We start from the raw sequence: 26,079 nt of genomic DNA, 5'->3' as shown, positions 1-26,079 counted from the left end.
GAAATTGTTAACTCCCAAAACTAAAGATATTGATTTAAAGTTTGTTTTCTGGCTGATGCAAACAATAAATGTTGATTCCACCACACATAAAAGGTATTATTTATCTAACTATCAACATATTAAAATCCCTCTCCCACCACTCTCAACTCAGCAAAAAATCGTTTCAATCCTCGAACGCGCAGAGCAAACTAAGCAGATGCGTACCGAATCCGACGAACTCACAAGCAAGTTTTTGCAGGCGGTTTTTATGGAGATGTTTGGGGATCCTGTTAGTAATAGTAAAAAGTTCCCCATTGTAAAACTTAATGATGTGGCACTTATTGAAAGAAATTCTATTACTTCTGATAAAATCAAGAAAGGAGATAAATATGTTGGATTGGAGCATTTGGAATCAGAATCGGGAAGAATAATAAAGATTATATCTGTTTCTGCCGGCGATTTAAAAAGCAACAAATTCTCTTTCGATGAAGATTGTGTTTTGTATGGAAAATTAAGACCCTATCTAAACAAAATAGCGTTGCCTGATTTTGAAGGAATTTGTAGTACCGATATTGTACCAATTAGACCCATTAAAGAAAAATCTAACAAGTATTTTATCGCGTATATTCTAAAACAACCGTATTATATTCAATTAGCAACAGATCGTTCTGTTGGAGCAAATCTACCAAGAGTAAGCCCTAGGGAATTAGAATTATTCGAAATTATTTCCCCACCTATCGAACTTCAGCAAAAATTCGCTTCAATCGTTGAAAAAGTCGAGGCGATGCGCGCCAGTCAAAAATCATCAAAGCAGGAAATCGAAAACCTATTCAATACGCTTATGCAGAAGGCGTTTAACGGGGAGTTGGTGGGTTGATGACAAACTCGCACATATAATTGCGCCGCACGGATTTTTAGCAGTGATGTCACGTTCTGAAATATGCGCAAATATGTTGATGTGGACGCGCAAAGAAACTGAATGCGCACGTGCGCAAAAAGCTTGTTCAATACAATTTGTCTCGGCACACAGTTTTACTTAACTCCAATAACATCCCACGTATTTCCATCAACCGCAAACGCCACGACAGAATATTTGGGTGCGGCATTACCGCAGCATATCCTGCGCTGCTCTGGATTGTTCTTCAGAAAGGATATTTCCTTTCGCAGTTTTCTCGGACTCTGGACGATTTCCTTCAGTAATTTCGGCTGCATAGACTCACACATAGACTAATGGGTTCAGAGAATATAAAGAAATTGCCTGTTTTTTTGGCTTCGTTGTAGTCCATATTCATGGGATTTAATCATAAAAAAGGTATATAAAGCCGCGAGTTCTAATACTCAAAAAGATACATTATTTGGCAGTATACAAAATATAGTCGAAGACATAACTATTTGTAAAATATGTCTTCTCATATCTACTTGCGGACATTTATTTTTATTAAAAAGTATACTAATTTTAGTGTCCGCAAGTATACGTACCGAGGTTTTAATCTATGGCGTCTTTAGACGGTAAAACTGTAAAGGAAGTTGAATTAATTGTTTCAGGCGATGTTCAGAGCGTCGGCTTCAGGCAATATGCTGCAAAAGTCGCAAGAAAGCTAAAGCTTGCAGGGTTTGCCGAGAACATTAAAGACGGCACTGTTCTAATTCATTGCAAGGGAAATGATGAAGCCATTAGCCAATTCAAGAAGCTTATTAATATGAAGAATCCCGAAGCAGCACCGCTTATAGATGTAGAAGATATAAAAGAAACACAGCTTGCGCAAGGAACGATTAAACAGACAACCTTCGAGGAAAAATACAGTGATTCTGTAGCTGAGATGGCGCAGGGATTTTCTACAGGAATTAAATATCTTAATCGTTTGGATGCGAATACGCAGGCAAGCTTTAAGCAGTTGGATGCGAATACACAATCAAGTTTCAATCGTTTGGATGCGAATACGCAGGCAAGCTTTAAGCAGTTGGATGCGAATACGCAGGCAAGCTTTAAGCAGTTGGATGCGAATACGCAGGCAAGCTTTAAGCACATGGATGAAAAGTACGATAAAATTTCTCAAGGCATGTTTTCGGTTGTAGGCGCTATGGAGAAGAGAATGGAAAAGACCGACAAAAACATTGAAGCACTATTAAAGGTTCTTGTTGAGAAGAAGGGCTAATAGTTTTGAATATAATAGGATGGCGCTCAAACGAAGTCCAATAAGTCTCCGAATGCCTTAATCTCGTAGTCTGCCTTTATCTTGGAATTCGCGCGCACCGCGCCATAAGAAGCCCAGCATGCCATAATACGCGGCTTCGACGTAGGTGGGTGATAGATAGACACATTACGCTTCCACGTCAGCCAATTGCTTCTGAGCATCCAGAGAAGGAATGCTAAAATCTTTTACAATTGGAACGCTTCGATTGTTCAAGAATAAGGTTATTTTTACAATTGCCCAATCTAAAGAATAATGCACTGAAAGCCTTGCCTCTTTTATGCTTTTAAAATCTTCCTTTGACAATTCAAATGCTTCAAAAAACTCCCCTGCGTTCATTATCTCAACGCCGACAATCCTCATATCTATGTCAAAATCAAGAATAACATCACCAATTCTTGCGCTGTTATTGATAGAATCGGATTTAACTATACTTAAAATATCCTCTTCACCATCATAATTTACAAGCGCCTTTTTGTCCATTTTCCCATCCTTTTTCTTATGTTATCTATAACCTTCTTACTGGATATTATGGCAGTTATAATATAAATACCTTCATTTTTGAACTTTAACGTGATATAAAGGTCGCGGCTATTGCTTATGTGGTATCCGACAGTGTATTTCTTGCCTCGCGGGTCTTTTTCTATTATGAAATCAAACGGCCGTTTATCTTTCAGGAACTCGACAATCATAGTCTTTGGAATATGCCTGAGATTCATCTGAAACAATGCGTGCTCGGTAAACTTTATTACTGCTGCCCGCTTCAGTTTTTCCTCCAGCTCTTCCTTATCCATGTAAAATCACAATCATGAAAAAATATAAATCGCTGTTGAATGCCGAAGTTTGCACGTATAACCCGTACAGCGCAATTCAGGCATAAATTAAAGCAAATCTAGCAATTCCCTAAACGCCTTAATCTCGTAGTCTGCCTTTATCTTGGGATTCGGACGCGCCGCGCCATAAGACGCCCAGCACGCTTTCATCCCGGCCTTTTGCGCGCCTAACACATCTTTATCCGGCCAGTCGCCGACCATCAGAGCTTCTTCCGGCTTGACGTTCAGCTCTTTTAATGCCCTTTTGAACGGCAAAGAAGAGGGTTTCTGTTCTCCAGTATCCTCGAAGCCAACGACAACATCAAAGAATTCGGTAATCCCCATAGAATCCAATCGCATGTATGCTTTTAGTCGAGGCGCATCAGTAACAATCGCAAGTTTTATGCCTTTTTTCTTCAGCTTCTTCAGCGTTGGGATAACGTCAGGATACGGCTTTATATAATGCCTTTTTGCATCAAGATACGCGTTTAATGCAGCAGCAAGGATGCGGTCGTTCATCTCTCCGTTATGCTTTTTGATAAATTCCTGGAATGCCGTATTTCCGTCAATTCCGTTTTTCAGGTAGAAATCAAACAGTTCTTTTCCGGCAGTTTTTATGCCAATTTTAAGGCCTGCTTTCACCATAGCCTGAGCGGCTTTCTTTGACGCTTTCTTCTTCATAGTTATGAAGTCTATGAGCGTCTGGTCCAAATCGAATAGTATCGCGCGAATCATAAAAAATACTCCTTCCCTTCTTCAATCATATTCACCTTATCAGAAAGTTTCTTGAACAGTTCGGGATGCTCTGTATGCACAGGAAACAATTCTTTCGCATTTATCTCTTTAATGAGTTCTTTCATATCCGCGCCGCAAATATGCCCTGAGCAATGCGATTGAAAGAAGTTCAGGCCGAAATAGCCCAGCCAGTTTTTCATTCGCCCGTAAGACAGCTCCATTTCCTCGTTGAACGGCTCTGAAAGGGAATGGATATATGTGCCTTTTGATTGCATATCTATCAATGTGTTGAAATACCAGAAATTAAGGACAACAAGGTATTTTGAAGGGTTTTTTGCAATATCCTCGGCAACGATTATGTTCGGATAATTCAGCCGGTCTTTGATGTTATTATCGCAGTAATCCTCATCACAATATGTTCCGGTCATTCTCTTCGGCTTCAGGAGCATAATATTCGCATCTTTTGAATCCGGAACATTCAGATTTTTGTCCTTGTGGTATCTTTCAAGAAAGCACGCATGCCGAAACGAGATAACAAGCTTTCTTCCGGATTCTTTGGCTATATTATAAAACGTCCTGAAGCGATCAACATCCTTGAAATTGAAATCCGCTATTGCCAGTTCTCTTGTTTTCAAAACCTCTTTTTTAGAATCCGCAAAAACCTTTGGCTCGGATTCGTCGGTTTTGCCTGTGTTTATCCTTGTTCCTTCAGTTATCATTGCAATGGGCTTTGCTTCTTTTGCCTTATTCATAAAATCCATTGTCATTTCAGAATGAGTGCCATGCAAACGCAAGTCTCCGGTATATGCGATAGGGCCGTTGCTCGTCCAAATGATAAATCCGTAAGCTCCCGGAACAGAATGGTCCACATGAATAGGCTCTATTTCAAGGGAGCCGATTTTGAACTTATCGCCTGTCCGAAATAGCTTGAATTTGCGCTCCTCTGGCGCGTCTTTGTAATTTTTCCTGAAAAGAGGCCGTTTCTTGAAGTTTATTACCTCGCTTTCCATGTCCCTCTGGCTGGACTCCTCAACTGCGTCCAGTATTGCTTTGCAGGTATTCCCGCAGTAAATGGGAATGTCTTTATGCAAAAACGAGATATAGTTTGCGTGGTCTGCATGCGCATGAGACAGAAGAACTCCATCTACTTCCGGATGCTCCGGCCTTCTTCCGAGGTGCGTCAGTAAATCGTCCCTGTAAATCCCTTTTATGTCCGGAAGGAGCCCCATTGCAAGATAATCCTTTATTCCTGCCGACGTTCTCGGCGTTAAGAATTCCTCAAAGAACTGGGCGCGCCTGCCAAAGCTCATGCCAAAGTCAAGAAATATGGAAGTATCACAGTCTTTCAGAAGTATCTTGTTGCCGCCTATTTCGTTCACACCGCCGTAAAACGTAAGGGAAGGCATACGTGGTAATTGTCTAAAGTGGTTTATATTCTTGTTTTGTGGTATTTTGCATTAACAATAATGAGGATATTGTTGGTTATTCGGAGCGATGCTGCGGTTAAGTAATAGCATGAATTGGCGCGAGATGTATATGGTCCAAAGGCAGGAAGGGGAATGATAATGTTTAAAAAGTTAGATAAATGACGCTATTGTATTATAACTTAAATATATGCTCCAAAATATACATTTTTAGGCTGTATATATTTAATATTTATAAGTTGTCCAATTTGGAAGCGTTATTTCTTATTCGGCCAGCGGGATTTATAATCATTTATCATCGTCATTGGAATAAAAAGCCGAGAACGAAGTGAACGAATTAATTTTTCTTATTTAATGCCTTGCTCATCACAATCGCATCTCCTCGTGCCTCATTATACATTCCGTTTATGTGTCCGGCAACTCTGAATCCGTTTTTCTTATAAAACTTAATTGCATCATTTTCCATCTTATTGGTTTCTAAGAATATGATTCTTGCGCCTTGCTTTTTCACTCTTTCAACAACTGCATCAATAAGTTTTGAGCCGATGCCTTGATTCTGTCGGTTCGGCCGGATAAAAAGTAGGTCAATATGTATTGAATTGTTCCATTCGTCATAACTGAAAACTATGTGGCCCATAGTTTCGTTACCATCCTCTGCAACCAAGAACGTGGAATAATCATTACTCAAATATCTCTGAAGATACTTTCGCGTTAGCATTTCCGCTTTTCTTGAATACTCCATTCTTGAGCTTTCTGTAGCTCTTTGAATTCGAGCACACGCTATTACATCTAAACGTGTTGCATTTCGTATATTCATAAACTATATTTGGCAGGAGTCAATAAATAGTTTGCAAAACCGAAAATCATCTCTCAAATCGCATCTCTTTATTCACAAAGAAAGTTCTTGATGAAAGTGTTATATTCGCAGTAACATTTGGATAAGTTATGTTGAAAAAATAATCCAATGAGTATGTATCTCCTATCGCGCCTTTTTCAGAGAGGATGAATGTGTATAAATTTTCTTCAAGATTAGATTGATCAGAAAAGTTCATTGTTCTATTGATTCCATTCGCTATATTATTAAGCGCTTCTGCAGCATCATTTCCCTGCACTTCCGACACATCAGTCTTCCAGTTTGAATTCAGTGTTCTTGATATGCTATAGAGTACAAGCAACATAATGACTGCGCTGAGTATAAAGAATTGGCCTTTTCTTTTTGTTTCGCCAAAAATTCCTGTTGTGTTGCGTTCTTTCATCAGATCACGCAAGTTTCATTGTTTTTTTTGCTTCTTTTTTTCAGAGCGGATAAGAATATTTTCTTCCATAGGATGCGTAGGGGATCTAGCATTGTTTTCCAGCATATCAAGCCTTTTTTTAAGGCTTCGCAGCTCTTCAAAATAGTCATCTTTTGATACAACGGCTTCAGGCGTCGATTTTATGTGTTCGAGAATGTTCTTTTCAAGAGCATCAAGCTTTTTGGCTTTTGAATCCATTGATTTTATTGCGTCGTAATTCTTTACAGAAAGCCGGCCCATAATCTTTAGAACGCCCGCTGTTTTTTCTATATCGTCAAGGCGATTTTTCAATATGTTAATCGCTTCTTCGTTTCTCAAGCCAAAAGTCTCTAGTTTTTTTATTGTATTCATATCTACTTCTGATTCATCTTCTGATTCGCGGATTGCCCTCAAATATGCCTGAATGCCTTTAATTTCCTGGTCAAGATCTGCAAGAACATTTATTATCTGGTTTATGTCGTTTTTAGATTCAAGGGCACTCTTAAGAAATTGAGCTCGTATTCCTTCAACAGTTACTTTGAGCATATTAATTTCTTTTTGTTTTTTATCCCCAAAAAGAGATTCAAGAAATCCCATAAGTACTATTGTTCCATTAGGTATTTATACTTTCAATGGTGCGGCTCCGCGCTTTCTCGCGGAGCAAACCTTGAAATCATCTCGCTTGTGCTCGAAGCTTTTCAGCAAGCTGAAAATGGCTTGAAACTCACACAATCCAGCCCAAAAGTTTCATGACCTTGCGACGAATAATTGCATATTTTTCAGTTCGAGACTGAAAAAGATAGAAATTGCCGTGGCAATTTCTTTATTTTACGCTCTTTTTGTGTTGCGGTTTTTTTCGCGCCTTTTTTTCGCCCATCGGTTCTTCTTTTTTAATAGTTATTCCAAGAATAGGTATGAGATCCGCAAGGCTTTTTACCTCAACTTTGGCGATTTCATCAGCATATTCCGGCTCTTGTGCTGCATGTTTTCCACGCCTTACGCGTATGGATTGGACGCCCGCATTGTTTGCGAGCTTTATGTCGCGGTCGGGCTTGTCACCTATAAGAATCATGTCGTTTTTTCCGAATTTCTTGGTTTCGGCGTTAAGTATTGCAAGAAGAACATTTATCATTCTTGAATCCGGTTTTGCCATTTCATAATCTGCCGCAGATATTACAAAATCTATAACTCCTGTTATCCCGAGGGATTTTACGCGTTCTTGTGTATTTTTTGCAGGCAGGTTTGTGAGAAGCACGATGAAGAATTTCTCATGTGCGCCTGAAAGAAAATCCATAGCATCGCTTTCAAGGCCAGCATCGTTCGTCAGGACGTTTTCCAAATCAGTTATGAGAATTTTCATTTTTTATCACCATATTATCTAAAAATGAAAAGCTTCGAATGTAGCGAAGCTGAATGAGATGATTTTCATTTTTAAGTCACCATTTGTCTAGATATTGTGTTATGCGCAAAAAAAGCTTATATTCTTTAGTTTGGGGGTTTGTGCGGCTACTTTTTGCTTGTTTTCGCATTTTCAATCCGGTATCGCATATATTCGACTATGAGGGTTTCAATCATTACGAATAGTATCGGGCCGAGCAAGAGGCCCTTTGCGCCGAAAATCAATGGCCCTGAGAAGAATCCAAGCAGTATTGTGAGTGCGCTCACTCCTGATTTTTTCGCCCCAAGATACGGCTGAAGGATAATGGGAACGAATATTGTAAGCATCGATATGCCGAAAATCAGCACGCCCGCCGCGGCCAATGAATTGCCCAGATAATAATACATGTATGCAGCAATCGGAACGTAGACCATCCACACACCAAGAATGGGTAAGAATCCAAATAGGCCCGTTAGCAGCGCAAGAATAAATGCATGCGGAACGCCGAAAATAGAGTAGCCTATGAAAGAGACAACAGCCATTATTATCGACATTGTGATATATGAAAGGAAAAGCACATCAAAGCTTCTTTTTAACCCGCGCATTATGCTTGAAATAAAATGCTCATCCTCAGATGATAGTGTTGAAGCATATTCCTTTATGAATCGCACTATTTTTGGCCCGCTCAGCATAAAGTGATAAGATGCATAAATGTAAATTACAAAGTCAAGCAAATACATCGGAGTATTTTTTATGAATTCATTGGCAAGATTTATTGCAAGCTGCGTTATTTTTTCTGTTATATTCTGCGCGCTGAGAAAATAGTTTGCGTATGTTCCAAGACCTGTTGCTGCAATTGCGTCAGAAACCTCAAAAATTGATGTCTTTATAATATTGCCGATTCCGGAAATGTCTCTGAAAAAAAGTGAGGAATTTGTAAAAATGTATGAAATAGATGCTGCAATAGGAACTGCAATAATTGCTAGAAGCAGGACGAGAGCAAGGTGATACGAGCGAGTGTGTATTTCAAGGCGCTTTACTATCGGGCGAAGGACATATGAAGTTATTATTGCAAGCATAAGGGGTACAATGAACGGGTACAGGAGCACGAGTGCAGAAATCACCGCCAGAATAAATACTGCTGGGTGCGCGCGCGGTTCAGAATTTTGCGTTTTTTCTTTCTCCTGCGCCGGAGCCGCGTCCGACGTTTTCATCTCGTTACGCTCGCGCTCCACTCGAAGCTTTTCAGTCTGGCTGAAAACGCCGCGGGTCCTTCTCGGCTTTTGTAATGCTGGCAGTGCCATGTATTATTTTTGTGCGAGAAGGGATTTATAGTTGATTCTGCGCGCATCTATCGGCAATCTCAAGCCATCCACAATATAAACCTTAATCTATATTTTAGATTATATGTCTGATTTTCTTACTCATCCCCTCATAAAAGAAAATGTCGCAGAGCGCAGGCTCTTTCAGGAGACAATAATAGCCTCGGCGTCGCGCAAAAACTCCCTTGTTGTGCTTCCGACAGGAATAGGGAAAACAATGATTGCGATTGGAGTTGCGGCAATGCGGCTGCAGGCTTTTCAGGACTCGCGCGTCTTAATCCTTGCACCGACAAAGCCGCTTGTTGACCAGCATAGGACAAGCTTTGAAAAAGTCCTTATCGCAAGCGGATTCCAGGTTATTACTGGCGCACACTCGCCAGATGAGCGCAAAACACTTTGGACATCTGCACCAGTGATTTTTGCAACGCCGCAAGTGGTCCAGAACGACATAATTACCGATGCTGTTGACTTGAATGATTTCTCCCTGATAGTATTTGATGAAGCCCACAGAACCATCGGCGACTACGCATACACATTCATTGCAAGAAAATATACTGAGCGCGCAAAAAACCCGCTGATTCTCGGACTTACTGCATCGCCCGGAGGCAATGCGGAAAAAATCGGCAGCATCTGCGGAAATCTTTTTATTGAGAATGTTGAGGTGCGTACAGAAACAGACCGGGATGTTTCACAGTATGTCCATGAAATCAAGATTAACAAGCTTGAGATTGATTTGCCCGAGGATTTTGCAAGAATAAAAAACCGGCTTGAGGCGGCGTTTGAAAAGCGCATTGAGCATCTTCGAAAACTACACCTTGTTTATGGCAAGCGGCCCGGGAAAGGAATCCTTCTTGCGGCGCAGGGCGAAATAATGCGCAAAGCTCAGGAGACGCATGATCCTGTTCTTTATCAGGCGATTTCAGCATGCTCCGCCGCAATAAAACTCAACTACTGCATCGAGCTTCTGCAGACGCAGGGGCTTGGCCAGCTTCGCGAGTATGTGGCTAAAATTCGCGCAGATACAAAAACAAAATCAGTCCAATCGATTCTTGCTGACGATGATTTTAAAACTGCAATGCAGATTCTTGACTGGGCCAAAGACCAGAATCTTGAGCATCCAAAGCTTGAGGCGCTGAAAGAGCTTATTGAAGAAAAGCTTGCGAATTCTCCTGACAAAAAAGCTATAATATTTTCCCAGTATGTGAGCACTGTTGAAAAGATAATCGACAAAATCGCATCTGATAAGATAAAGCCCGTGAAATTCATCGGTCAGAGAAACGGCAATACACAGAAAAAACAGCTCGAGACTTTGCAGAACTTCAGAGATGGGATGTATAACACGCTTGTATCTACCTCAATTGGGGAGGAGGGCTTGGACATTCCGCAGGTTGATTTGATTGTTTTCTACGAAGCAGTGCCTTCAGAAATAAGGAATATCCAGCGCCGCGGAAGAACCGGCAGGATGAAGGCTGGCGAGGTTTACGTTTTAATAGCAAAAGGCACTATGGATCAAGCTTATACCTGGGTGGCAAAAAGCAGAGAGAAGAAAATGCGCTCAGTCCTTGCGGGAATGAAAGAGGCGGGCGGAATTGATGTAAAGAATGATAAGGGCGTTGCAGAAAAAAGCGAAGGGATTGAGATTTCTGATGACGAACAAGCTGGGGGGCAGATGTCGCTTGGCGCTTTTGCAGGTGCGGCAGTAACTTCTAATTTATTGCTGCCAAACGCATTATCCACGCCGAAAAAAGAAGATAAAGCGATCATTTTTACAGATATCCGCGAAACAAAATTATTGAAAGAGCTTGTTGATATGGACGTTGAAATCGTGACCAAGCAGCTTGAAGTCGGAGATTTTTTGATTTCTGATAGAGTCTGTATCGAGCGAAAGACAGTTCCTGATTTTCTTGAGTCAATAATTGACGGCAGGCTTTTTACGCAACTCAAGGAGCTTTCGGCGAATTTCTCAAGGCCTGTGCTTGTGATTGAGGGCGAGAATCTTTACAGCACAAGAAATATTCATCAGAATGCGATTAAGGGAGCGCTTAATTCAATCACAATTGATTTTCGCATTCCGATAATCTGGACAAAGTCAATACAGGAAACTGCTGAAGTGATTGCAGGGCTTGCAAAGCGCGAGCAGCTCAATTTAGACCGCAGTGTCCAGCACAAAGGCGTCAAGCATGCGATGTCAGAAAATGAGGAGCAGGAAGTCATTATTTCGGGATTTCCTTCAATAAATATTGCGCTTGCAAAGCGGCTTCTTTCTAGATTTAGGACAATCAAGCGTATTGTCAATGCGAGCGAAGAAAGCTTGCAGAAAGTTGAAGGCATCGGCGAGGAAAAAGCGAAGAGGATTAAGGGATTGGTGGAACGGGAACATATTTTATAATACTGCTACCCCGCAGCTTGCTGCGGTTGGGTAAAAGCCATGAGCATAACAGTTAAACAATTCACATGGAACTGAATCATGCAAGCCATTGTGTCTACAAAATCCGTTATTATATGGTTTTATGCATCAAATACAGAAAGAGTATGTTGCTTGATTGAATAGTTCTTCATAAATCATCAGATACTACTATTATGTGATTAAATATATAAATACGTTCTTTTTGGCGATTTTTCGCTTTTTTGCGGGATGTTTTGGCTCAAATGAGAGCAACTCTATTTGTTCTTAAAATATATCCTTTCACTTCAATAAAAAACAACGAAAAAACCGAGAACATTAAAAATGTTTAAATACTTTTGAATTATGTAGTGTTCGACAGGGATTGTAATTCCTTAAAATATGCTCCCAAGGAGAAGTCTTGATATGTTCTAATCTCTCTACATTTATTAAGAATTCGCAGATTTATATACTTTTTATGTATGGTCGCAGTATAGCGATTTTCTTTTATTCTCTTTTCACTAAATAGCAGTTTTTTGAGTGACAAAAGATATGTTGGGATTTAGCTTTCTTAATCGTTTCGTCTTTTTCTTTTCAATATGTTCTCGATGAATAAAAGAATCATCCATAATGGACTGACGAAGAAACACATCATCATCCGAACAATCCTCGCTCGCATATATTGAAAGCTTTTCTATCCGGCGCATCTCTCGCGTGTTGCCCATGCGCCGAGCAATCATCAGCATCTCTTTTAGCTTGCGTTTGGAAACCATAGGCTACCATCCAATCAAACAAACACCAATCTATAGGCGATAACACCCAATAGGACTGCAAAGATAAGATAACCTACTACAAATAGCCTCTTCAACAATAAAGTTCTCGTCTTTGTCACATAAACACCTTTGAATCTGTATATATGGCGCGTTGGTTTGAAACAATCTCTTATTTTCTAAATTCAATTAATCTATTACATATATGGCCGTGATGTATCGGCAAAAAACATTTATACATTTTCTCTCTCTATACTTCTTTTTCGGAGTTTCGGACTATTTCGATATTATATATTGTGGGCAAAAACTTGAAAAATAAACGTTTCTACGTTCTGCACTCACGCGCATATATCTTCGGGCTTGGGTGTTCTATGGTGTCTGATGTCATCCCTCGCACGTTCTCGCGCCTCGAATCGTCTCATCTCGTCATCTGTTAATTGCAGGGCGCGCATCACCGCACTCGCTGAATGACCACACGCCGAGCCAAGACATAAATAAGTTCTGTCTTTTCCGACTTCATTAGGGTTGTACATCTTTTTGAGCCACTTTGCAGTTTGTTCACTAATCCTATTTTGAGATTTAAGGTTTCCTGTCTGCCTTTTTATCAGTTCTTTAAAGTTTGATTCTTTCGACATACTTAAGATGTAATGCAATCGCATGACAAATTCTAAGCGGCATCTGTCGACTTCTGAAGTGTGGTATGTTGTCGGCAAAGTTCCCTCAAGATATGTTTCGGGATTAAGCCAGCGATTAACCTCATTGGTTATCTCGCTTTTTAGCAGTCTCGCGTTTTCCAATTCTGTTTTTTCGTCTATGTTTGTCATAAAATCATCTCGTCAATCGATAATAATTCTTACCTTCAAGCATGAAAGAATTTAGAACGCCGAGCGCCTGCAAGTGCAAAAGATGCTCTTTAATTGTTTGATGCCGCGCCTTAGGTATGCCTTTCGTCAATTCATGGCATGTCATAGGGCGCGTTTTTAGTTGCGCCTGTATTGCATTTCTGAGTTCGTAGAAAGTGCGTTTTTCGTATGTTTGGCGTTTTAATGTGGGCTCAAGCATGAATAGTCACCATTTGTAAGGTTTGGCGTTTGTTTGCAGTAGGGATTAACGCCTTATTTATGGTGTGCTATAAGCCTTTTTTAATGTCTGTAAAAATTAACCAAGTTCGCAACGATGCAAGCCGGACTTTCTGAATTTTGCAAATAATCCTTCTACGCGCCGCTGCTCGCTCAAAGCAGTTTCAAGCTCGAAAATAGTTTTTTTGATGTGCATCCGGCCTATTTGAAACTTTAGGCTACATGCGGCTTTCTTCGGGATGCTCGACAAATAGAAATCGGTTGCTGTCGGAATTTCATAAACATCGGTTTTAAAGGCTCTTGATTCGGGTTCTTCATCGGAAGAATCAATTTCAAAATCTTCTTTTTTCTTTTTTTCAAGTTTCTTCATCGTATCATCTCGGCTTTCAATTCCAAGCCGCGCTCTTTATAGGCGTTCGACATATTATTTTTTCTGTTTTTCTGTTTTTTTGTCATAAAAATCACATCTCTAAGCGGCGCGATTCATTTCGCGGTATTGTTGCGAGTGCTGCTTTCTAAAGCAATCCTCGCAAAATATCCTTTTTTCAGGCCTCAACATTTCGAACATAACGCCCGAATGTTTCCGGCATTGAGAACATTTTTGAAGTTTTTGCATTTGAAACACCTTTGAAATTAAGCCTCTATCGGCACTTTTGAAGCGTTATCGGCAAGATGCACCGCTTCGGCAAAACCGGAATTTATTAAAATTTCTGCCATTTTCGGCGGCAAGGCTATCTTTGAGCATGCAACAAGCGGATAAAACCGCATATCTTCCGGCGAATAGACGCGCTCAGGCCATCCCTTAAAAACTGAAACAAAGATTTTTTGCATATTTTTAATCACCTATATGTTTCTCTTTTTCGGGGAAATTGGGAATACTTCCTTTACTGTTATTGATATTATTTGGGCATAGGTCGGGCATAGTAAGGATTTTTGGGCATAGGTCGTTTTCTTTTAAAGGTTCTTCATCTGAAATATTTTCGTTCGTATGCCCAAGATTTTCGCTATCAATCGGTTCTATGCCCGATTTATTCCCATATCTATGCCCAAGATTTTCGCTATCAGAAGAAGAACTATGCCCATATTCCCACTTTTCCCCACTTTTACAGAGGGATAATTCTTTTTCCCATTTAATTCGGGATTCATCCGGCAAAGTTACAACCGAGTTAAAAACATCCCATTTTTTAAAACCTTTGAGAGAATAAACCCATCTGGTTCGTCTTGAAACTTCATCACCCGTATTTTCGAGTTCTGCATGAAGCCCACGAACTTTATGCAATAATCCGGTTTCCTTCCGGTCATTCCGGCCGTGAATCAATTTATGTAGATAACTTTGTGACATATTCATTTTTTCTTGAAGTTCCTTTGCATCCATATCACCTGCCGAAAGCATATTACAGATATTGATTTCGCGCTGATTGAGTTTAAGAGATTGGTTTTCTGCCCGGCTGCAATAAAGAGCGCGCGCATCATCAAAATCGGCTAAATTTGCTATGAGGCAACCCGTATCATCGACTTTGCGCTGTTTGGATCGCAGAACTGTAAAGGCTCGAATCATATCAACGAACATGGGAAAATTTCGCCTATTTGATTTGTCCGACCAAAGAAAATCAACCGCGTAAGGTATTCTCACCATCATATTTTGAGCATGAATTTCTCGGATAATTTCCCGGCAAACCAAAACATCCTCAGATTCATAAAATTCGGGATGCCCGAAAGCCGCATCTTGAATTTGTTTTGCGCAAACTGCTTCATCTTGTTCTTTCGATTCGTCAATATCAAATGTGAATTCTCTGTTTATCAGTTGTCCTGATTGTTCGTCATCAACCGAAGTAAGCCACCAATTTATACGCGCCGGAATAACCAATTTACTCGGTTTGCCTTGTTTATCGACTGTGCTATGTATTGTTTCGCGCTGAAAATTAGTTGTGCTGCGCTTTATTACCCCTTCTAAACCTTCGGAAAAATCCACATCGTCAGAGAAAATAGTTGTTCCGGGTGCAATTCCGAGATAAAATAAAGCCTTTGCCGACAGCGAAGATTCGAGGTAATTCTCAAGCGGCATTAAATAGATAATGGTTTGGCACGCATGCGTTTTCCCAGCTCCAGAACGGCCTGAAAGCTTCGGCTGTATACCCTTTGAATTGAGGATGCTTTGAGAAGCAACCGAACAAAGAAGCCCTTTTAGTAAATTTGTATCGCCAATATGAAACTTCTGCGCCGCGCTTAATAAGTATTCAACCGGCTCGCCTTTTTCTAAAATCTCAAGTGCTTTGTTTCGGATGGGTGCGTTTTCTTCATCATTTACGAGTTTTTCCATATCACGTGTTTTATGTTCAATAAGCTTCACAATGTCAATATATGTTTTATCCTTATCCGAAGCGTGAAAACATTTAAAGCCTCCTTCACCCGTTTCTATATTTTCAAAAATATTAACAGAACCTTTTGTATGCTGCTCTGGATTGAAAGGACAGAATTTTAAAGCAGTTCTTCGCCAATTATCTTTAATTTCATCAGTTGTAACGTCTTCTTTCGCTCTTACTAATTTATCAGGATGGCGCGCCATAAGTTCTGTTGGTGTCGGTAACTTTCCGTTTCTTTTGGTTGTGTTTTTTTGTTCTGGTGCGACAGGAGCTTGCGCCATCGGAGGCGCAAGCTTGTTCATCATTTCTTCAGTTAAAAATTCACAATCACTCATTCAGAACCACCTTTAACGTTTTCAGGAACGCTCAATAGCTTAGAAATCCTATGCGGTCTTGCAGGGATTGAATCGCCTTTACAAGCCCACGTTCCGTAAAGCTTCCATATTCGGTTTGCATCGGCGAACATATCCAGTTTTAGCCCATTAGTGTTATCGAATTTGTCTTTTATCATTTTTTGGATATTTGCGATTTTCGTTTCGGCTTGCGGCGTGTTTTGCAAGTCAATTCTAATCAGAACATGCGCGCCGTTTCCGCTATCTGCAACGACACCTTCGGGCATTCCCATCGCTTTTAAGCCGTCTCTGATTTCGTATGCTTTCTTTATCGCAAGCTCATGTTCTTCGTTGCTGCTTGAAATTCCAGTCGGGCGGTCTGCATCTATGTCTATCGGAATCCATCTTCTTTTTAGAATGTGCTCTTTTGATGTTGTTAGCTTCGCGCCAGTCTGAACACGATTATATGCGCGTGCCAGAAGCGCAGGAATAACGGGATTAAGCGTAACATAAACACCTTCTGCGATTTTTTCATATTTTGCCGCGCATTTAGCAAGCTTGTCAAAGTCATCAAAAAACCCCGAATCGATTTTGCCATATCCTCCTTTTGTTATTACGCGAAGTTCAACAACATCGCCAGCTTCAAACAAAACGTCTAATGCTTTTCGTATTTCTTTTTCTGTCATTTTTCATCAACCTCAGAATTTAAAATATAAATATATACGCCGCTGTCTCGCAAAAACCCCTCTGTTTCTAATAGTTTTATGACCTGCCTGCTCTCGGTTTTGTAGTAGGTTGGGGATATTAGCTTTCTGAACGTGCCGTGTGTTACTGTGTGCTTGCCGTTGCCGGACTTTTTGAGAAAATTGAGAATACGATGCTTAACATCAAAATTGCGGCGTTGAATAAATCGCTCTTGAAAGCTCTCTGAATACGGCTCTACTTGAACGAACCTATTAATAGGCTCTTGCACATTTACTTTTAACAAAGTTCCCATAACTAACACCTCGAGCGCGCCCATGCGCTCGCTTTCTTCTTTTTCAGTATCCGAAGCGTTGGAGCAATTCGCTTACTTCTCTAATAGCATCGGATTTTTCCTTTGCTGAATTATCAGCTTGATTATTTTTTTGCATCATGAGATTCACCAAAAAATTCAATGATTAAACCTGAATAAGATTGTCCGGGATGTTTCCTTTTGTTTAAAAGGTCAAACGCTTCTCGTGAAATGCCTATGTTTTTTCTTGTTGTGCAATACATACACATATATAGAACGCATAAGTATATAAAGGCGTGTGTGTATTACATACCTATGACTTACACACCATTAACACCATTAAAGAAAGACGGGTATATTGGCCTGATTTGGTTATCGTGTATCGATAAACCGCGCAATAAATTAGAAATTACACGCAAATGGTACACATCATCATCGCTTTCTGGAAGGCCTTTGCATCGGGAGTCCGCACAAAAAACAATAAAGGCACTAATTGATAATGGACTTCTTGAGGCAGACGGCAATAATTATTCGTCTAAATTTGAGGGATTGCCGCAATTAGTGGATGTCTTTTTTCCAGCGTATGACTCAAAAAAACAAAAAAGCAATACTCTCGAAACATTACGTTCAAATGAGTTTATCGAGCTTCTAAATAAAACATGGGTTCGCGAGGAGCTCCTTAGTCTCGATGTGTTATATGAATTTTTTAATGGCTCGGTTGATAATGTTCGAGCAAACCCACTCACACCCATGATTTTCATTCTTACGTCAAGCACTATATTGGATGAAATAGTAAAGGCTAAACGCCTGGGGATTACTGAAAAACAAGAAAGCATAGAAGCCAACTTATTACGCAACTGGACTTCGCACATATTTCTTCTGTTCGATTCCATGTTCGCCTTTAAATTATCCGCTTATTTTTCAAAAATATCCCAGTCAATAATTAACCATCCTAAAGATTGGAAATATTTTAAAGAATAAAGCTCACTTCTTCTGCGCCGTCAATCTCTTTTCAATATCGGCTGCAAGTCCGGGCGTTTCCTTTATTGCAAGAAATGCCGCAAGCATGCGCTCATAGAGTTCGTTTTTTTCGTTTTTAAAGAGTTCTGCGTTCTTATCCGGCGTTCCGCATTTTTCGCAGAGTATTTGATGCGCGCTCATGGTATTGCCGCATCGGCATACTTTGGCCTGAAATATATTTTTTATAGGTTTTTTCTCTTTGTTTTCATGTCCTGCTGCGGTGCAATACGCATCTAATAAATCCCCGTCATTAAGATGCAAATAGGTTTTTTCTAAAGTGTTGCTTCCGCGCGAATGTCCGAGAACTGATTTAACGATGGATGTATTAAAACCGCGCTCGATAAGTGTTGTTGCTCTGCTATGCCTCAATCGATATAAATTAAGTTTTCTACCAAGCACTTTAAACGTGACTTTCCCGAACATGCTTTCCCATGCTTTGTGTTGGCAAAAGCGCGGCTTTCCATCCTCAAGCGCATAGAATAACGGCGTTTGAGCCTCTTTATATGGGTTGTTGTTGATTATTTCGCGCAAAAGTGGCGCGGATGATACCGAGAATATAGTTCTTTGCCCTGTTTTGCCAGAAATGTTTAGTTTATACCCGTTCTCTATTTGAGAAATGTCTTTTTGTTGTATCGCTCTTATTTCTGATGGTCGCGCTCCGCTTTCATATAACAAAGAAATAATACATTGATATTGTTTGCTCGGCATGGCAGAGATAATTTTTAAAAGTTCCGATTCGCTTATGAGGTCTTCTTTCCGAAGTTTGTTTTGTGTTGCCTTTTTTATTAAATGCGCAGTTCTCGGGCTTTGAGCCTTTCCGTCTGCGCCGTCAATATACTTAAACAGCATCCGAAGCCCACCAATAAAGTCGTTTATCGTGTTTGGTTTGTATTTCTTCGGTGACTGCCGCAAACGCATCATAACAGTATCGCAATCATTTTTCGTATATTCTGAGAATGGTTTATCATATATTTCTGCTATGGTCTTGCTCGTTCTAAGATACTTTACGATTCGAAGGATACTCAGGCCTCGAGAGTATAAGAATTTTTCAAACCCTTCTAATATTTGTTTATTTGATCCAAGCATGCAAGATTTTTTAATGGTGTTTTCTGTTTGCGCAATCTGTTTATTTAAATCAAATAATTGCTCTCTTATATCTGCATCCATACTTAACCCCTACATTTTCATCCCTTTTATAGGACTGTAGAGATTAGAAGTAATATCAAGTGCTCCCAAGGGGATTCGAACCCCTGTTACCGGCTTGAAAGGCCAGTGTCCTTGACCGGACTAGACTATGGGAGCAGTGCAGAATCAGATATTGGCTTATTTAAAAAATTAAGAACACTGCGATTATTTATTCTTCTTTCTTATAAGGATTCGCGCTGTTTTCAACATGCTCAAGGTGTTTGCCTATTATGTTTTCTATATTTATATCTTCTTTTGTAGGGATTGTCCTTGACTTGAAAAGCGTTATGTTGTCAATCATGTCAACCTGTGTCAAAAACAAAGACCTGCAGCAGTATCTTTTTATTTCAAGTTCGTCAAGGGCTTTTTTCGGCGCTTTGCCTGAAGCGACTTCTTTATTGTAAGCTTCCCATTTGTCAGCCACAACTTTTCCGCAAGACATGCATCGTATAGGTATTAACATATGGACACCATTATATTATTTTACTGATTCAACGTTTATAGTTATTATAAATTTTCCTGATTTGAAATCCTCACCTGAAAACGATATTGCGCCAATCTCTTTTATGTCTTTGACAAAAAGCCCGTCGCATTCGAATTTCGGAAGATAACCGATATTTATCGCTTTTTTTCCTGTGAGCTCGTCGATAAAAGGCTCGAGTTCAGAGCCTTTGAGTATCATTTCATTTGCGAGCATAAGTACCTTATTTATCGTCATTACATCTATTTCTTCATTGAATTCCAGATGTGCGCCAGTTTCATCAATAGTTAGTATGTCCGCGTATTTTTTGAATTCGCGCTTGAATATCTGTGCAAGCATATGAAGCGCTGTGTGAAGCCGAAGTGTTTGGTATCTCTTTTTCCAGTTTAGCTTAAGCAGGGCTTGTTCGCCGATATTTAATCTGGGCTTTCTATCAAGCATGTGCCATATTTCTTCGCCTTGTTTCAGCACGCCCAAAAGAGGTATGCCGTCAAAAAGGCCGATATCGCCAATCTGCTCATGCGTTTTTGGAGAAAATATTGTTTTTTCGGTCAATACTTTCTTCCCCTCTATAGCGAGGACATTTACCCATACTTCGCTAAGATATGCATCTTTTAAATACAACAACTCAGTCATTACTATGAAGAGCAGTTTATCTCTTGCTCAACTGCCTTGTTCTGCGCGCGCCCTGGCTCGATCTTGAAGGTTTTCGGACCTCGGTGCGCCTTGAATCGTAAATAAGCAAATTCCTGTCGTAAGCAAGGTATTTCTGTTTCAGCTCCGCGCTTTCGGAAAACTGGACTAGCCCTCTTGCTATTGCCTGCCTTGCGGCGTCGGCCTGGCCGAAAACTCCGCCGCCCACGACTTCAACAGCAATATCGATTTTCTGTGAAAGCGGCGCCGAAAGTATTATTGCTTCCTCGATTTTAAGCCTTGCGATTTCAGGAGCGTAAAATTTAAGAGGCGCGCCATTGATTGTGACTTTTCCTTTCCCATCTCTCAATGTTGCGCGCGCGATTGCTGTTTTTCGTTTTCCGACAGTATTTACAGTCTTCATAATTATGCACCAAGATGCTTGCTTATCTCTTCAATATGTACGTACCTGAGATTTTTTAATGCTGAACTTGAGATTTCTTTCAGCTTTTCGGCGCCTTTTACGTTTTCCGGGTTGCCGATGAAAACATGAATTTTTTTGAACGCTGCTCTTCCGCGCGATGAATGCCACGGCAGCATGCCTCTGATTACGCGCCGTACGAGCCTGTCCGACATTCTTGACATAAAAGGCCCTTTTATCTGGTCTCCGACATCATTTTTGAACTTGTACTTCATGAAAACGCTTTCATGGGATCCTGAAATCACAGCCTTTTCTGCGTTTATTATTGTGATTTCTTCGCCCTGCAGCGCTTTTTTCGCTACAATGGAAGCCATTCTTCCTAAGATAGTATCTGTTGCATCAATTATCATATATTTTCCTTCCTTTGTTTATTTTTATAATTTATTGTCTTGTGAACATCTTTACTGTTGTCTGTCCGTTGAGGTATTTTTTCATTAGATCTGTTTTTCCGCGCCAGACAAGTGTGAGCGGGCTGACCTTCATTCCGTTTTTTCCGATGCGGCGCCGCTCGATTTCGCTGATGTTTTCTGCATATATGCTGCGTAGGATTTTATATGCTGTTTTTTTCCGTATTCCGAACCTGCGCGAAAGCATAGCCGCAAGTTCCGTTGTCCATCTTTTGCCTTTAATTATCTCCCGCGAGACTGCATCCACATACATTAGGTATTGCCTGCGATGTGCCATTATAAAGATTAACCCATAATCCTTATATTACTTCCTTTTGTATTTCTTTTCATCAGCTCTGTTATTGTCATGACCTTTCCGCCTGCTGCTTCAACCTTTTTCTTTCCTGCTGCGGATGCCTTGAAAGCGCCGATTGTTATTGCTTTTGTAAGCGCGCCCTGTGCAAGGAGCTTTCCAGGAATAACTACTGTGTCGCCTTTTTCGCAGTATTTCTGAAGCTTTTCAAGATTTACTGCAGGGATTCTGCGCGTTGATTTTCCGATTCTGTCCGCTACGTCAGCCCATATTGCTGATTTCTCTTTCTTGGACTGCTTTTCTAGCGCAACAATCAATTTGCGCGTAATCGGATTTGTAGGCCCTGTTGGTTTCATAAATATCATCTAGTTACTATTTTGAAATATCAATGCAGGGGATGGGATATCCCTCAGCCAATGAAAACATTAAACTGAATTTGAACCCACGAAAGGCCTTCGCCTACAGGATCGCTCATTACATATAGCGATATTTTCAAAGCGTTAGCCTTGAAAGCTTAAAACCTGCTTTTTGCGAAGAGGTTTTATGACCTTAAGTTTAGCACCAGATTATTATATGAGTAATCTGAGTCCTGCCCCTTTGACCAGCTTGGGTACCCCTGCAAGATTATGATCTTAATCTTTAAGCTTTTCCCTTAATTCGCCCAGTTGCTCTTTCAAATTTTCTGCGGCTTGAGTAATTATTTCTTTAGGGGATAATCCTGAAACGCTTTCAACGGTCATGATTATTTTCGTTGGGTCGCCTTCAATCGCGAGTACGCTTTTCGGGCATGATTTTGCGCAGTTGTTGCAGAGATCGCATTTGTAGGGTTCATTAAGCTCTACTTTTTTCCCGCCCTTTACTTCTTCAAGCAGTTTTTTCTGGCATTTTTTTATGCAGACGCCGCACAAATCGCAGCCGTCGTTCATCTTGACTTTTGGAAAGTATTGGTATCCTGCTATTGCTGCCTGCCATCTTGCATGTTGTTTAGCGTTTCCAAGCTTAACAGTTGCTTCGAAGTCGATTTCCTGGTCTTCGATAAGCTTTGTTATTAGTATGTTTTTATCTGCAGGCTTCACTGTTTCATCAGTTGATGCAATGTTTGAAGCATAAACGTTTGCCGGACCGATTACTTTAAGCGCAAGTTTTACACTGCATTTATCGCACCCGACGCCCTCGCATTTGCAGTTTTTGGTTTCAACATATGATCCTGGCTCGAAAGTAAGCGGAATCAATCCAAGGCGGTGCGCAATTGTTTCATTGTACATTGTGGATGTATTCTTTTTTACCTCAACATAGTCAACGGCCATTATTTTGACATTGCTGATTGATCTTCTAAGTGCGTTTACAAACGCCGGTGTCGTGTCCTTTATCTCGAATCTTATCGACTTATCGCCCTTTTCAAGCAATTTGATTTTCAATAAACCACCAAAACTCATTATACTCTTCTGCCGCGCCGCCCGCCAGGTTTTCTTGTTGTGTCGTGCGGAATCGGAGTGATATCTTCTATTTTACCGATTCTCATTCCGCCCTGGATAAGTGCCCGAATTGAAGGCTGCGCTCCCTGGCCCGGAGTCTTTGTGTTGTGCCCGCCAGGAGCTCTTACTTTAACATGAACGCCATAAAGGCCTTTTTCTCGCGCCTCTTCAGCAGCTTTTCTTCCGGCCTGCATTGCCGGGTATGCAGTGCCTTTCAATCTGCCTTTATCAGTCATCATTCCTGCGCTGACTCTTGCGATTGTTTCAGCTCCGCTCATATCGGTAATATGGATAATGGTATTATTGCCGCTGCTGTATATATTTGCAACACCCCATTTTGAAAGCTTTTTCAGTTTCGCCGGAGGGCTTGCCGGCTCGATTTTTTGAACTTTTATTTCCGGCTTTGGAGCCTCTTTTGGAGCTTGTGCTTCCGGTTCTGCCGCTTTTTCTGTTTGAATTTCTGCCATTTTGAATCATCTCAATTTTGAATCATTCTTCATATTTATTGGATTCGAAAGCTTGAAAATTTGTAAGAATTTTCAAGATAAATATCATCTCATACTGTTTCGCTTTTAACTTCCTTTATCTCTTCCTCATCAGCTATTTCTTCTAATTGCACTTCTTTTTTATCAACGATTTCCCGCGCCTTTTTTTCCTGCGCTTCGCGGACTTCCCGCTCTTCGCGCCTTTCTGCGCGCTCGAATGTCGAATTTAGCGATGATGTCGGGCGGAACATTATTGCAGCTTCTTCTGCAATGGTGACTATGTAGTTTGGCGAAATTATTTTCTGGCCGTTGAGCGTGATGTGGCCGTGCGTTATGAACTGGCGCGACTGTTTTATTGTGTTTGCGAAGCCTTTTTTTACAACCAAAGTTTGAAGCCTTCGCTCAAGTATGTTGTTTAATTCTATACTCAGAATATCTTCAAGAGCAGGATTTGCCTTTGCAAGAAGGCCCATTTTTAACACTTTTTCGATAATTAGTTTTGATTCCTTTTCATCCTTTGTTGCGATAAGTGATCTTGTACGCCTTCTCAAGTCTCTGATAATTGTTTCAAATCTTCGTATTTCTTTTTTGCGCCTGATTCCGTAATCCGTTACTATTTTTCGCTCCTTTTCGAATCGCGTCTTTTCCCATGGCCTTTTCGGACTCTCATAGTGCTTTTTCATCTTTTTTGGATCGCCCATAATCATTACCCATTATTTACTTTTTCTTATCGTTTGAGATAGTTTTTGATTTCTCTTCTCTCTTTTTTGTTACGCCGATTTTAACGCCCTTTCTTCCGGCAGTTCTTGTTCTCTGTCCGCGCACCGGCAGGTTCATTTCGTGGCGCACACCCCTATATGAGCGTATTTTCTTGAGCCGGTTAATCTCATCTCTTAGAGTCACCATTAAATCAGCGCCCATGAGGTGTTTTGTCTCTCCGGTCTTGTACATGAACTGGTGATTGAGCATCCATCCGGGAATTCCGAATTTTACCGGGTCTTTGACAATTGCTTCGATTGTTTCGATGTCCTTTTCATCAAGGTCGCCGAGCTTGCGTTCGCCGTCAATTTTTGCGGCGTAAAGCACTGCGTGTGAAAAATTATAGCTTATTCCTCGGATATTGCATAGAGTAGTCTTGATTTTCTTCGCGCCGTCAAGGTCTGTGGACATGATTCTTATAATCTGTTTTGCCTCGCGCTTTGCATCCGGCTTTCCGGATTTTTCTTTTTTGATAGCCTTGTCTCCGGCCGCCTGTGCGCCTTTATCGACTTTTTTTGCCTCTTTTTTTGGATCCATAGGAATCATTTGTTGACTAGTATTAAATCAGAATTCGCAGCTTCCATTAAGGAATTTTTGCGCTGATTTTTGCCCGCATACATTAACCATTATCAGCATATGCGGAACCGCAGTTCTTGAGTGTGCGGTGGAATCATGAAAATCAAGGATTTTCAAGCTTCCAAACCTAATGCATTTGGTTAATGGTTTGGAACTTATCTATATTGGCGCGATAGATTTATAAAGGCAGCGGCGAGAGACGGCTTTAAATATTATTTTTTTGAATTCACTTTATGGTTTTTGGTGTTGAGCAAATACAGGTGGCTGCCGTTCTTTTCTGCAATGATGGCAAAGGAAATTATGTATTAAACTATAGGGCTAATTGCAGGGATGAAAATAGCAAGTGGGATTGCGGCGGCGAAGCGGCAGAACCCGGAGAAACTATAGAACAAACATTACGCCGCGGAGTTTTGGAAGAGTATTGCGTGCCCATTATTTCTTTTGAATTTTTGGGATGTCGGTATGCCTGCAGGGAAGAAAATGGAGAAAAAATGCATTGGATATTGCACGATTATCGTGTGCTTGTTGATAGAGACAAAGTCAGAAATGGCGAGCCGCATAAGTTTGATGAAGTCGGCTTTTTCCCATTAGGCGAAATCGAATATATGGCCCGCGAAATTCCGCTATTGCTTCATTCAGGATTTCCGGAATGCCTACGCAGATATTCGGGCAGGCTTTGATTTAACAAACTTTTTAAATACGCGGTAACAAGTTACCTGATATGGAAGAAACAGAAGACGATAGCGTTTTGAATGCAATTATCATCGCGTCTGTTATCGGGATATTGATTGTTGCAGGGCTTATATTGTTCTATCCAAAACCTTCCGAAGATTTCACAGCAGTCTATTTCGGAAATTATACAAAAAAACCGGTTGGCGGAATTGTTTCTTTTAATTACACCATAGAAAACCACGAAAATCGCGGCATGACTTATGATGTCGCTTATCTTGTCGACAATGCGACAATTTCAAATGAATTGGTTTTTGTTGGTGACGGAGGCAATACGACTTTGGAAAAATCAATTGCCGTAAACGCATCGCAAATCAATAAGGTCGGGGTTCTCTTGAATACGACTGAAGAGATTCATTTCTGGACAACGATTTAACGGGTCTCAGTAAAATTTCCGTGATAATGGCACGTTTTGATGCTTTTTATCACCAAAAATCAAGTCAAAAATATTTTTTTGGCCGAATAACTTGAGTCGTCAAAAAATATTTTCCAAATTAGCTCAAAGATTCCAAAAATCCG

At 40.6% G+C, this 26,079-nt stretch carries 35 protein-coding genes, 2 tRNA genes and 1 pseudogene; 7 read left to right on the top strand and 31 right to left on the bottom strand.

Features of this window, described 5'->3' with window-relative positions; translation table 11 throughout:
* Positions 1–856: restriction endonuclease subunit S (locus KKB09_04070; protein ID MBU4300370.1), on the top strand; the 856-nt coding region annotated here is incomplete at its 5' end.
* A gap of 155 nt (positions 857–1,011) precedes the next feature.
* Here KKB09_04070 and KKB09_04065 read toward each other — a convergent pair.
* Positions 1,012–1,191, bottom strand: a complete 180-nt coding sequence (locus KKB09_04065; GenBank protein ID MBU4300369.1) for a hypothetical protein — start codon at positions 1,189–1,191, stop codon at positions 1,012–1,014.
* Positions 1,192–1,472: 281 nt separating this feature from the next.
* Between KKB09_04065 and KKB09_04060 the strand changes: the two genes are divergently transcribed.
* On the top strand, positions 1,473–2,135 hold the full coding sequence (locus tag KKB09_04060) for an acylphosphatase (protein MBU4300368.1): 663 nt from the start codon (positions 1,473–1,475) through the stop codon (positions 2,133–2,135).
* Positions 2,136–2,300: 165 nt separating this feature from the next.
* On the opposite strand, the gene KKB09_04055 is transcribed toward KKB09_04060, so the two are convergent.
* From KKB09_04055 to KKB09_04015, 9 genes are all read right to left on the bottom strand, one after another.
* Positions 2,301–2,654: a DUF2283 domain-containing protein gene (locus KKB09_04055; GenBank protein MBU4300367.1), complete on the bottom strand. Its 354-nt coding sequence runs from the start codon at positions 2,652–2,654 to the stop codon at positions 2,301–2,303.
* Complete coding sequence (locus KKB09_04050; protein MBU4300366.1) at positions 2,633–2,965, bottom strand: DUF4258 domain-containing protein; 333 nt, start codon at positions 2,963–2,965, stop codon at positions 2,633–2,635. Before KKB09_04050 ends, KKB09_04055 begins: the two co-directional genes overlap by 22 nt.
* Positions 2,966–3,052: 87 nt before the next feature.
* The gene (locus KKB09_04045; GenBank protein MBU4300365.1) at positions 3,053–3,718 is read right to left on the bottom strand and encodes a TIGR02253 family HAD-type hydrolase; all 666 of its coding nucleotides are present in this window, start codon (positions 3,716–3,718) and stop codon (positions 3,053–3,055) included.
* Positions 3,715–5,124, bottom strand: a complete 1,410-nt coding sequence (locus KKB09_04040) for an MBL fold metallo-hydrolase (protein ID MBU4300364.1) — start codon at positions 5,122–5,124, stop codon at positions 3,715–3,717. The genes KKB09_04045 and KKB09_04040 overlap by 4 nt, the downstream gene beginning before the upstream one ends.
* Positions 5,125–5,479: 355 nt before the next feature.
* Entirely contained in the window at positions 5,480–5,959 is a 480-nt protein-coding gene (locus KKB09_04035; GenBank protein ID MBU4300363.1) for a GNAT family N-acetyltransferase, read from the bottom strand.
* A gap of 46 nt (positions 5,960–6,005) precedes the next feature.
* Positions 6,006–6,398, bottom strand: a complete 393-nt coding sequence (locus KKB09_04030) for a hypothetical protein (protein MBU4300362.1) — start codon at positions 6,396–6,398, stop codon at positions 6,006–6,008.
* A 15-nt stretch (positions 6,399–6,413) separates the two neighbouring features.
* Positions 6,414–7,013, bottom strand: a complete 600-nt coding sequence (locus tag KKB09_04025; protein ID MBU4300361.1) for a hypothetical protein — start codon at positions 7,011–7,013, stop codon at positions 6,414–6,416.
* Positions 7,014–7,239: 226 nt separating this feature from the next.
* Positions 7,240–7,776: an HAD family hydrolase gene (locus tag KKB09_04020; GenBank protein MBU4300360.1), complete on the bottom strand. Its 537-nt coding sequence runs from the start codon at positions 7,774–7,776 to the stop codon at positions 7,240–7,242.
* Positions 7,777–7,922: 146 nt separating this feature from the next.
* Positions 7,923–9,098 (bottom strand): AI-2E family transporter, encoded by a 1,176-nt coding sequence (locus KKB09_04015; GenBank protein MBU4300359.1) that lies wholly within the window; start codon positions 9,096–9,098, stop codon positions 7,923–7,925.
* 103 nt (positions 9,099–9,201) lie between these two features.
* On the opposite strand from KKB09_04015, the gene KKB09_04010 reads away from it, so the two are divergent.
* On the top strand, positions 9,202–11,505 hold the full coding sequence (locus KKB09_04010) for a DEAD/DEAH box helicase (GenBank protein MBU4300358.1): 2,304 nt from the start codon (positions 9,202–9,204) through the stop codon (positions 11,503–11,505).
* Positions 11,506–11,570: 65 nt separating this feature from the next.
* A pseudogene (locus tag KKB09_04005) lies at positions 11,571–11,660 on the top strand (IS200/IS605 family transposase).
* 360 nt (positions 11,661–12,020) lie between these two features.
* On the opposite strand, the gene KKB09_04000 reads toward KKB09_04005, so the two are convergent.
* The 8 genes from KKB09_04000 to KKB09_03965 all read right to left on the bottom strand — a co-directional run bounded on the left by KKB09_04000 (position 12,021) and on the right by KKB09_03965 (position 17,040).
* Complete coding sequence (locus KKB09_04000) at positions 12,021–12,272, bottom strand: hypothetical protein (GenBank protein MBU4300357.1); 252 nt, start codon at positions 12,270–12,272, stop codon at positions 12,021–12,023.
* Positions 12,273–12,607: 335 nt separating this feature from the next.
* Entirely contained in the window at positions 12,608–13,093 is a 486-nt protein-coding gene (locus KKB09_03995; protein MBU4300356.1) for a hypothetical protein, read from the bottom strand.
* Positions 13,094–13,097: 4 nt separating this feature from the next.
* Positions 13,098–13,331: a hypothetical protein gene (locus tag KKB09_03990; protein MBU4300355.1), complete on the bottom strand. Its 234-nt coding sequence runs from the start codon at positions 13,329–13,331 to the stop codon at positions 13,098–13,100.
* 96 nt (positions 13,332–13,427) lie between these two features.
* On the bottom strand, positions 13,428–13,718 hold the full coding sequence (locus tag KKB09_03985) for a hypothetical protein (GenBank protein ID MBU4300354.1): 291 nt from the start codon (positions 13,716–13,718) through the stop codon (positions 13,428–13,430).
* 263 nt (positions 13,719–13,981) lie between these two features.
* On the bottom strand, positions 13,982–14,179 hold the full coding sequence (locus tag KKB09_03980; GenBank protein MBU4300353.1) for a hypothetical protein: 198 nt from the start codon (positions 14,177–14,179) through the stop codon (positions 13,982–13,984).
* 4 nt (positions 14,180–14,183) lie between these two features.
* Positions 14,184–16,046, bottom strand: coding sequence for a hypothetical protein (locus KKB09_03975; protein MBU4300352.1), 1,863 nt, complete (start codon positions 16,044–16,046; stop codon positions 14,184–14,186).
* Positions 16,043–16,729: a hypothetical protein gene (locus KKB09_03970; GenBank protein ID MBU4300351.1), complete on the bottom strand. Its 687-nt coding sequence runs from the start codon at positions 16,727–16,729 to the stop codon at positions 16,043–16,045. The genes KKB09_03975 and KKB09_03970 overlap by 4 nt, the downstream gene beginning before the upstream one ends.
* A complete protein-coding gene (locus tag KKB09_03965) occupies positions 16,726–17,040 on the bottom strand; it encodes a hypothetical protein (GenBank protein MBU4300350.1) in 315 nt (104 codons plus the stop codon). The genes KKB09_03970 and KKB09_03965 overlap by 4 nt, the downstream gene beginning before the upstream one ends.
* 312 nt (positions 17,041–17,352) lie before the next feature.
* Between KKB09_03965 and KKB09_03960 the strand changes: the two genes are divergently transcribed.
* Positions 17,353–18,018: a hypothetical protein gene (locus KKB09_03960; protein MBU4300349.1), complete on the top strand. Its 666-nt coding sequence runs from the start codon at positions 17,353–17,355 to the stop codon at positions 18,016–18,018.
* 3 nt (positions 18,019–18,021) lie between these two features.
* Here the strand turns inward: KKB09_03960 and KKB09_03955 are convergent, their stop codons facing one another.
* From KKB09_03955 to KKB09_03895, 13 genes are all read right to left on the bottom strand, one after another.
* Positions 18,022–19,224, bottom strand: a complete 1,203-nt coding sequence (locus KKB09_03955; GenBank protein MBU4300348.1) for a tyrosine-type recombinase/integrase — start codon at positions 19,222–19,224, stop codon at positions 18,022–18,024.
* A 60-nt stretch (positions 19,225–19,284) separates the two neighbouring features.
* Positions 19,285–19,359: transfer RNA gene (locus KKB09_03950), tRNA-Glu, on the bottom strand.
* 52 nt (positions 19,360–19,411) lie between these two features.
* The gene (locus KKB09_03945; GenBank protein MBU4300347.1) at positions 19,412–19,705 is read right to left on the bottom strand and encodes a DNA-directed RNA polymerase subunit N; all 294 of its coding nucleotides are present in this window, start codon (positions 19,703–19,705) and stop codon (positions 19,412–19,414) included.
* A 15-nt stretch (positions 19,706–19,720) separates the two neighbouring features.
* Positions 19,721–20,350, bottom strand: a complete 630-nt coding sequence (locus tag KKB09_03940; GenBank protein MBU4300346.1) for a hypothetical protein — start codon at positions 20,348–20,350, stop codon at positions 19,721–19,723.
* 25 nt (positions 20,351–20,375) lie between these two features.
* Complete coding sequence (locus KKB09_03935) at positions 20,376–20,780, bottom strand: 30S ribosomal protein S9 (GenBank protein ID MBU4300345.1); 405 nt, start codon at positions 20,778–20,780, stop codon at positions 20,376–20,378.
* A 2-nt stretch (positions 20,781–20,782) separates the two neighbouring features.
* Positions 20,783–21,187 (bottom strand): 50S ribosomal protein L13, encoded by a 405-nt coding sequence (locus KKB09_03930; protein ID MBU4300344.1) that lies wholly within the window; start codon positions 21,185–21,187, stop codon positions 20,783–20,785.
* A gap of 31 nt (positions 21,188–21,218) precedes the next feature.
* Positions 21,219–21,497, bottom strand: coding sequence for a hypothetical protein (locus KKB09_03925; protein ID MBU4300343.1), 279 nt, complete (start codon positions 21,495–21,497; stop codon positions 21,219–21,221).
* A gap of 32 nt (positions 21,498–21,529) precedes the next feature.
* Entirely contained in the window at positions 21,530–21,892 is a 363-nt protein-coding gene (locus KKB09_03920) for a 50S ribosomal protein L18e (protein ID MBU4300342.1), read from the bottom strand.
* 33 nt (positions 21,893–21,925) lie between these two features.
* A tRNA-Leu gene (locus KKB09_03915) sits at positions 21,926–22,156 on the bottom strand.
* Positions 22,157–22,168: 12 nt separating this feature from the next.
* On the bottom strand, positions 22,169–22,954 hold the full coding sequence (locus KKB09_03910) for a DNA-directed RNA polymerase subunit D (GenBank protein MBU4300341.1): 786 nt from the start codon (positions 22,952–22,954) through the stop codon (positions 22,169–22,171).
* A gap of 17 nt (positions 22,955–22,971) precedes the next feature.
* Positions 22,972–23,478 (bottom strand): 30S ribosomal protein S11, encoded by a 507-nt coding sequence (locus tag KKB09_03905; protein MBU4300340.1) that lies wholly within the window; start codon positions 23,476–23,478, stop codon positions 22,972–22,974.
* An 89-nt stretch (positions 23,479–23,567) separates the two neighbouring features.
* Complete coding sequence (locus KKB09_03900) at positions 23,568–24,197, bottom strand: 30S ribosomal protein S4 (protein ID MBU4300339.1); 630 nt, start codon at positions 24,195–24,197, stop codon at positions 23,568–23,570.
* A gap of 16 nt (positions 24,198–24,213) precedes the next feature.
* Positions 24,214–24,792, bottom strand: coding sequence for a 30S ribosomal protein S13 (locus KKB09_03895; GenBank protein MBU4300338.1), 579 nt, complete (start codon positions 24,790–24,792; stop codon positions 24,214–24,216).
* 272 nt (positions 24,793–25,064) lie between these two features.
* On the opposite strand from KKB09_03895, the gene KKB09_03890 reads away from it, so the two are divergent.
* Together KKB09_03890 and KKB09_03885 are read left to right on the top strand one after the other, a co-directional pair.
* Complete coding sequence (locus KKB09_03890; GenBank protein ID MBU4300337.1) at positions 25,065–25,511, top strand: NUDIX hydrolase; 447 nt, start codon at positions 25,065–25,067, stop codon at positions 25,509–25,511.
* Positions 25,512–25,552: 41 nt separating this feature from the next.
* Positions 25,553–25,936, top strand: a complete 384-nt coding sequence (locus KKB09_03885; GenBank protein MBU4300336.1) for a DUF1616 domain-containing protein — start codon at positions 25,553–25,555, stop codon at positions 25,934–25,936.
* Positions 25,937–26,079 lie beyond the last annotated feature (143 nt).

The sequence above is a fragment of the Nanoarchaeota archaeon genome, assembly GCA_018897155.1.
Classification (GTDB): domain Archaea; phylum EX4484-52; class EX4484-52; order EX4484-52; family LFW-46; genus LFW-46.
Note: the sequence above shows the minus strand (reverse complement) of the source record. Positions and strands in the feature narration are given on the sequence as shown.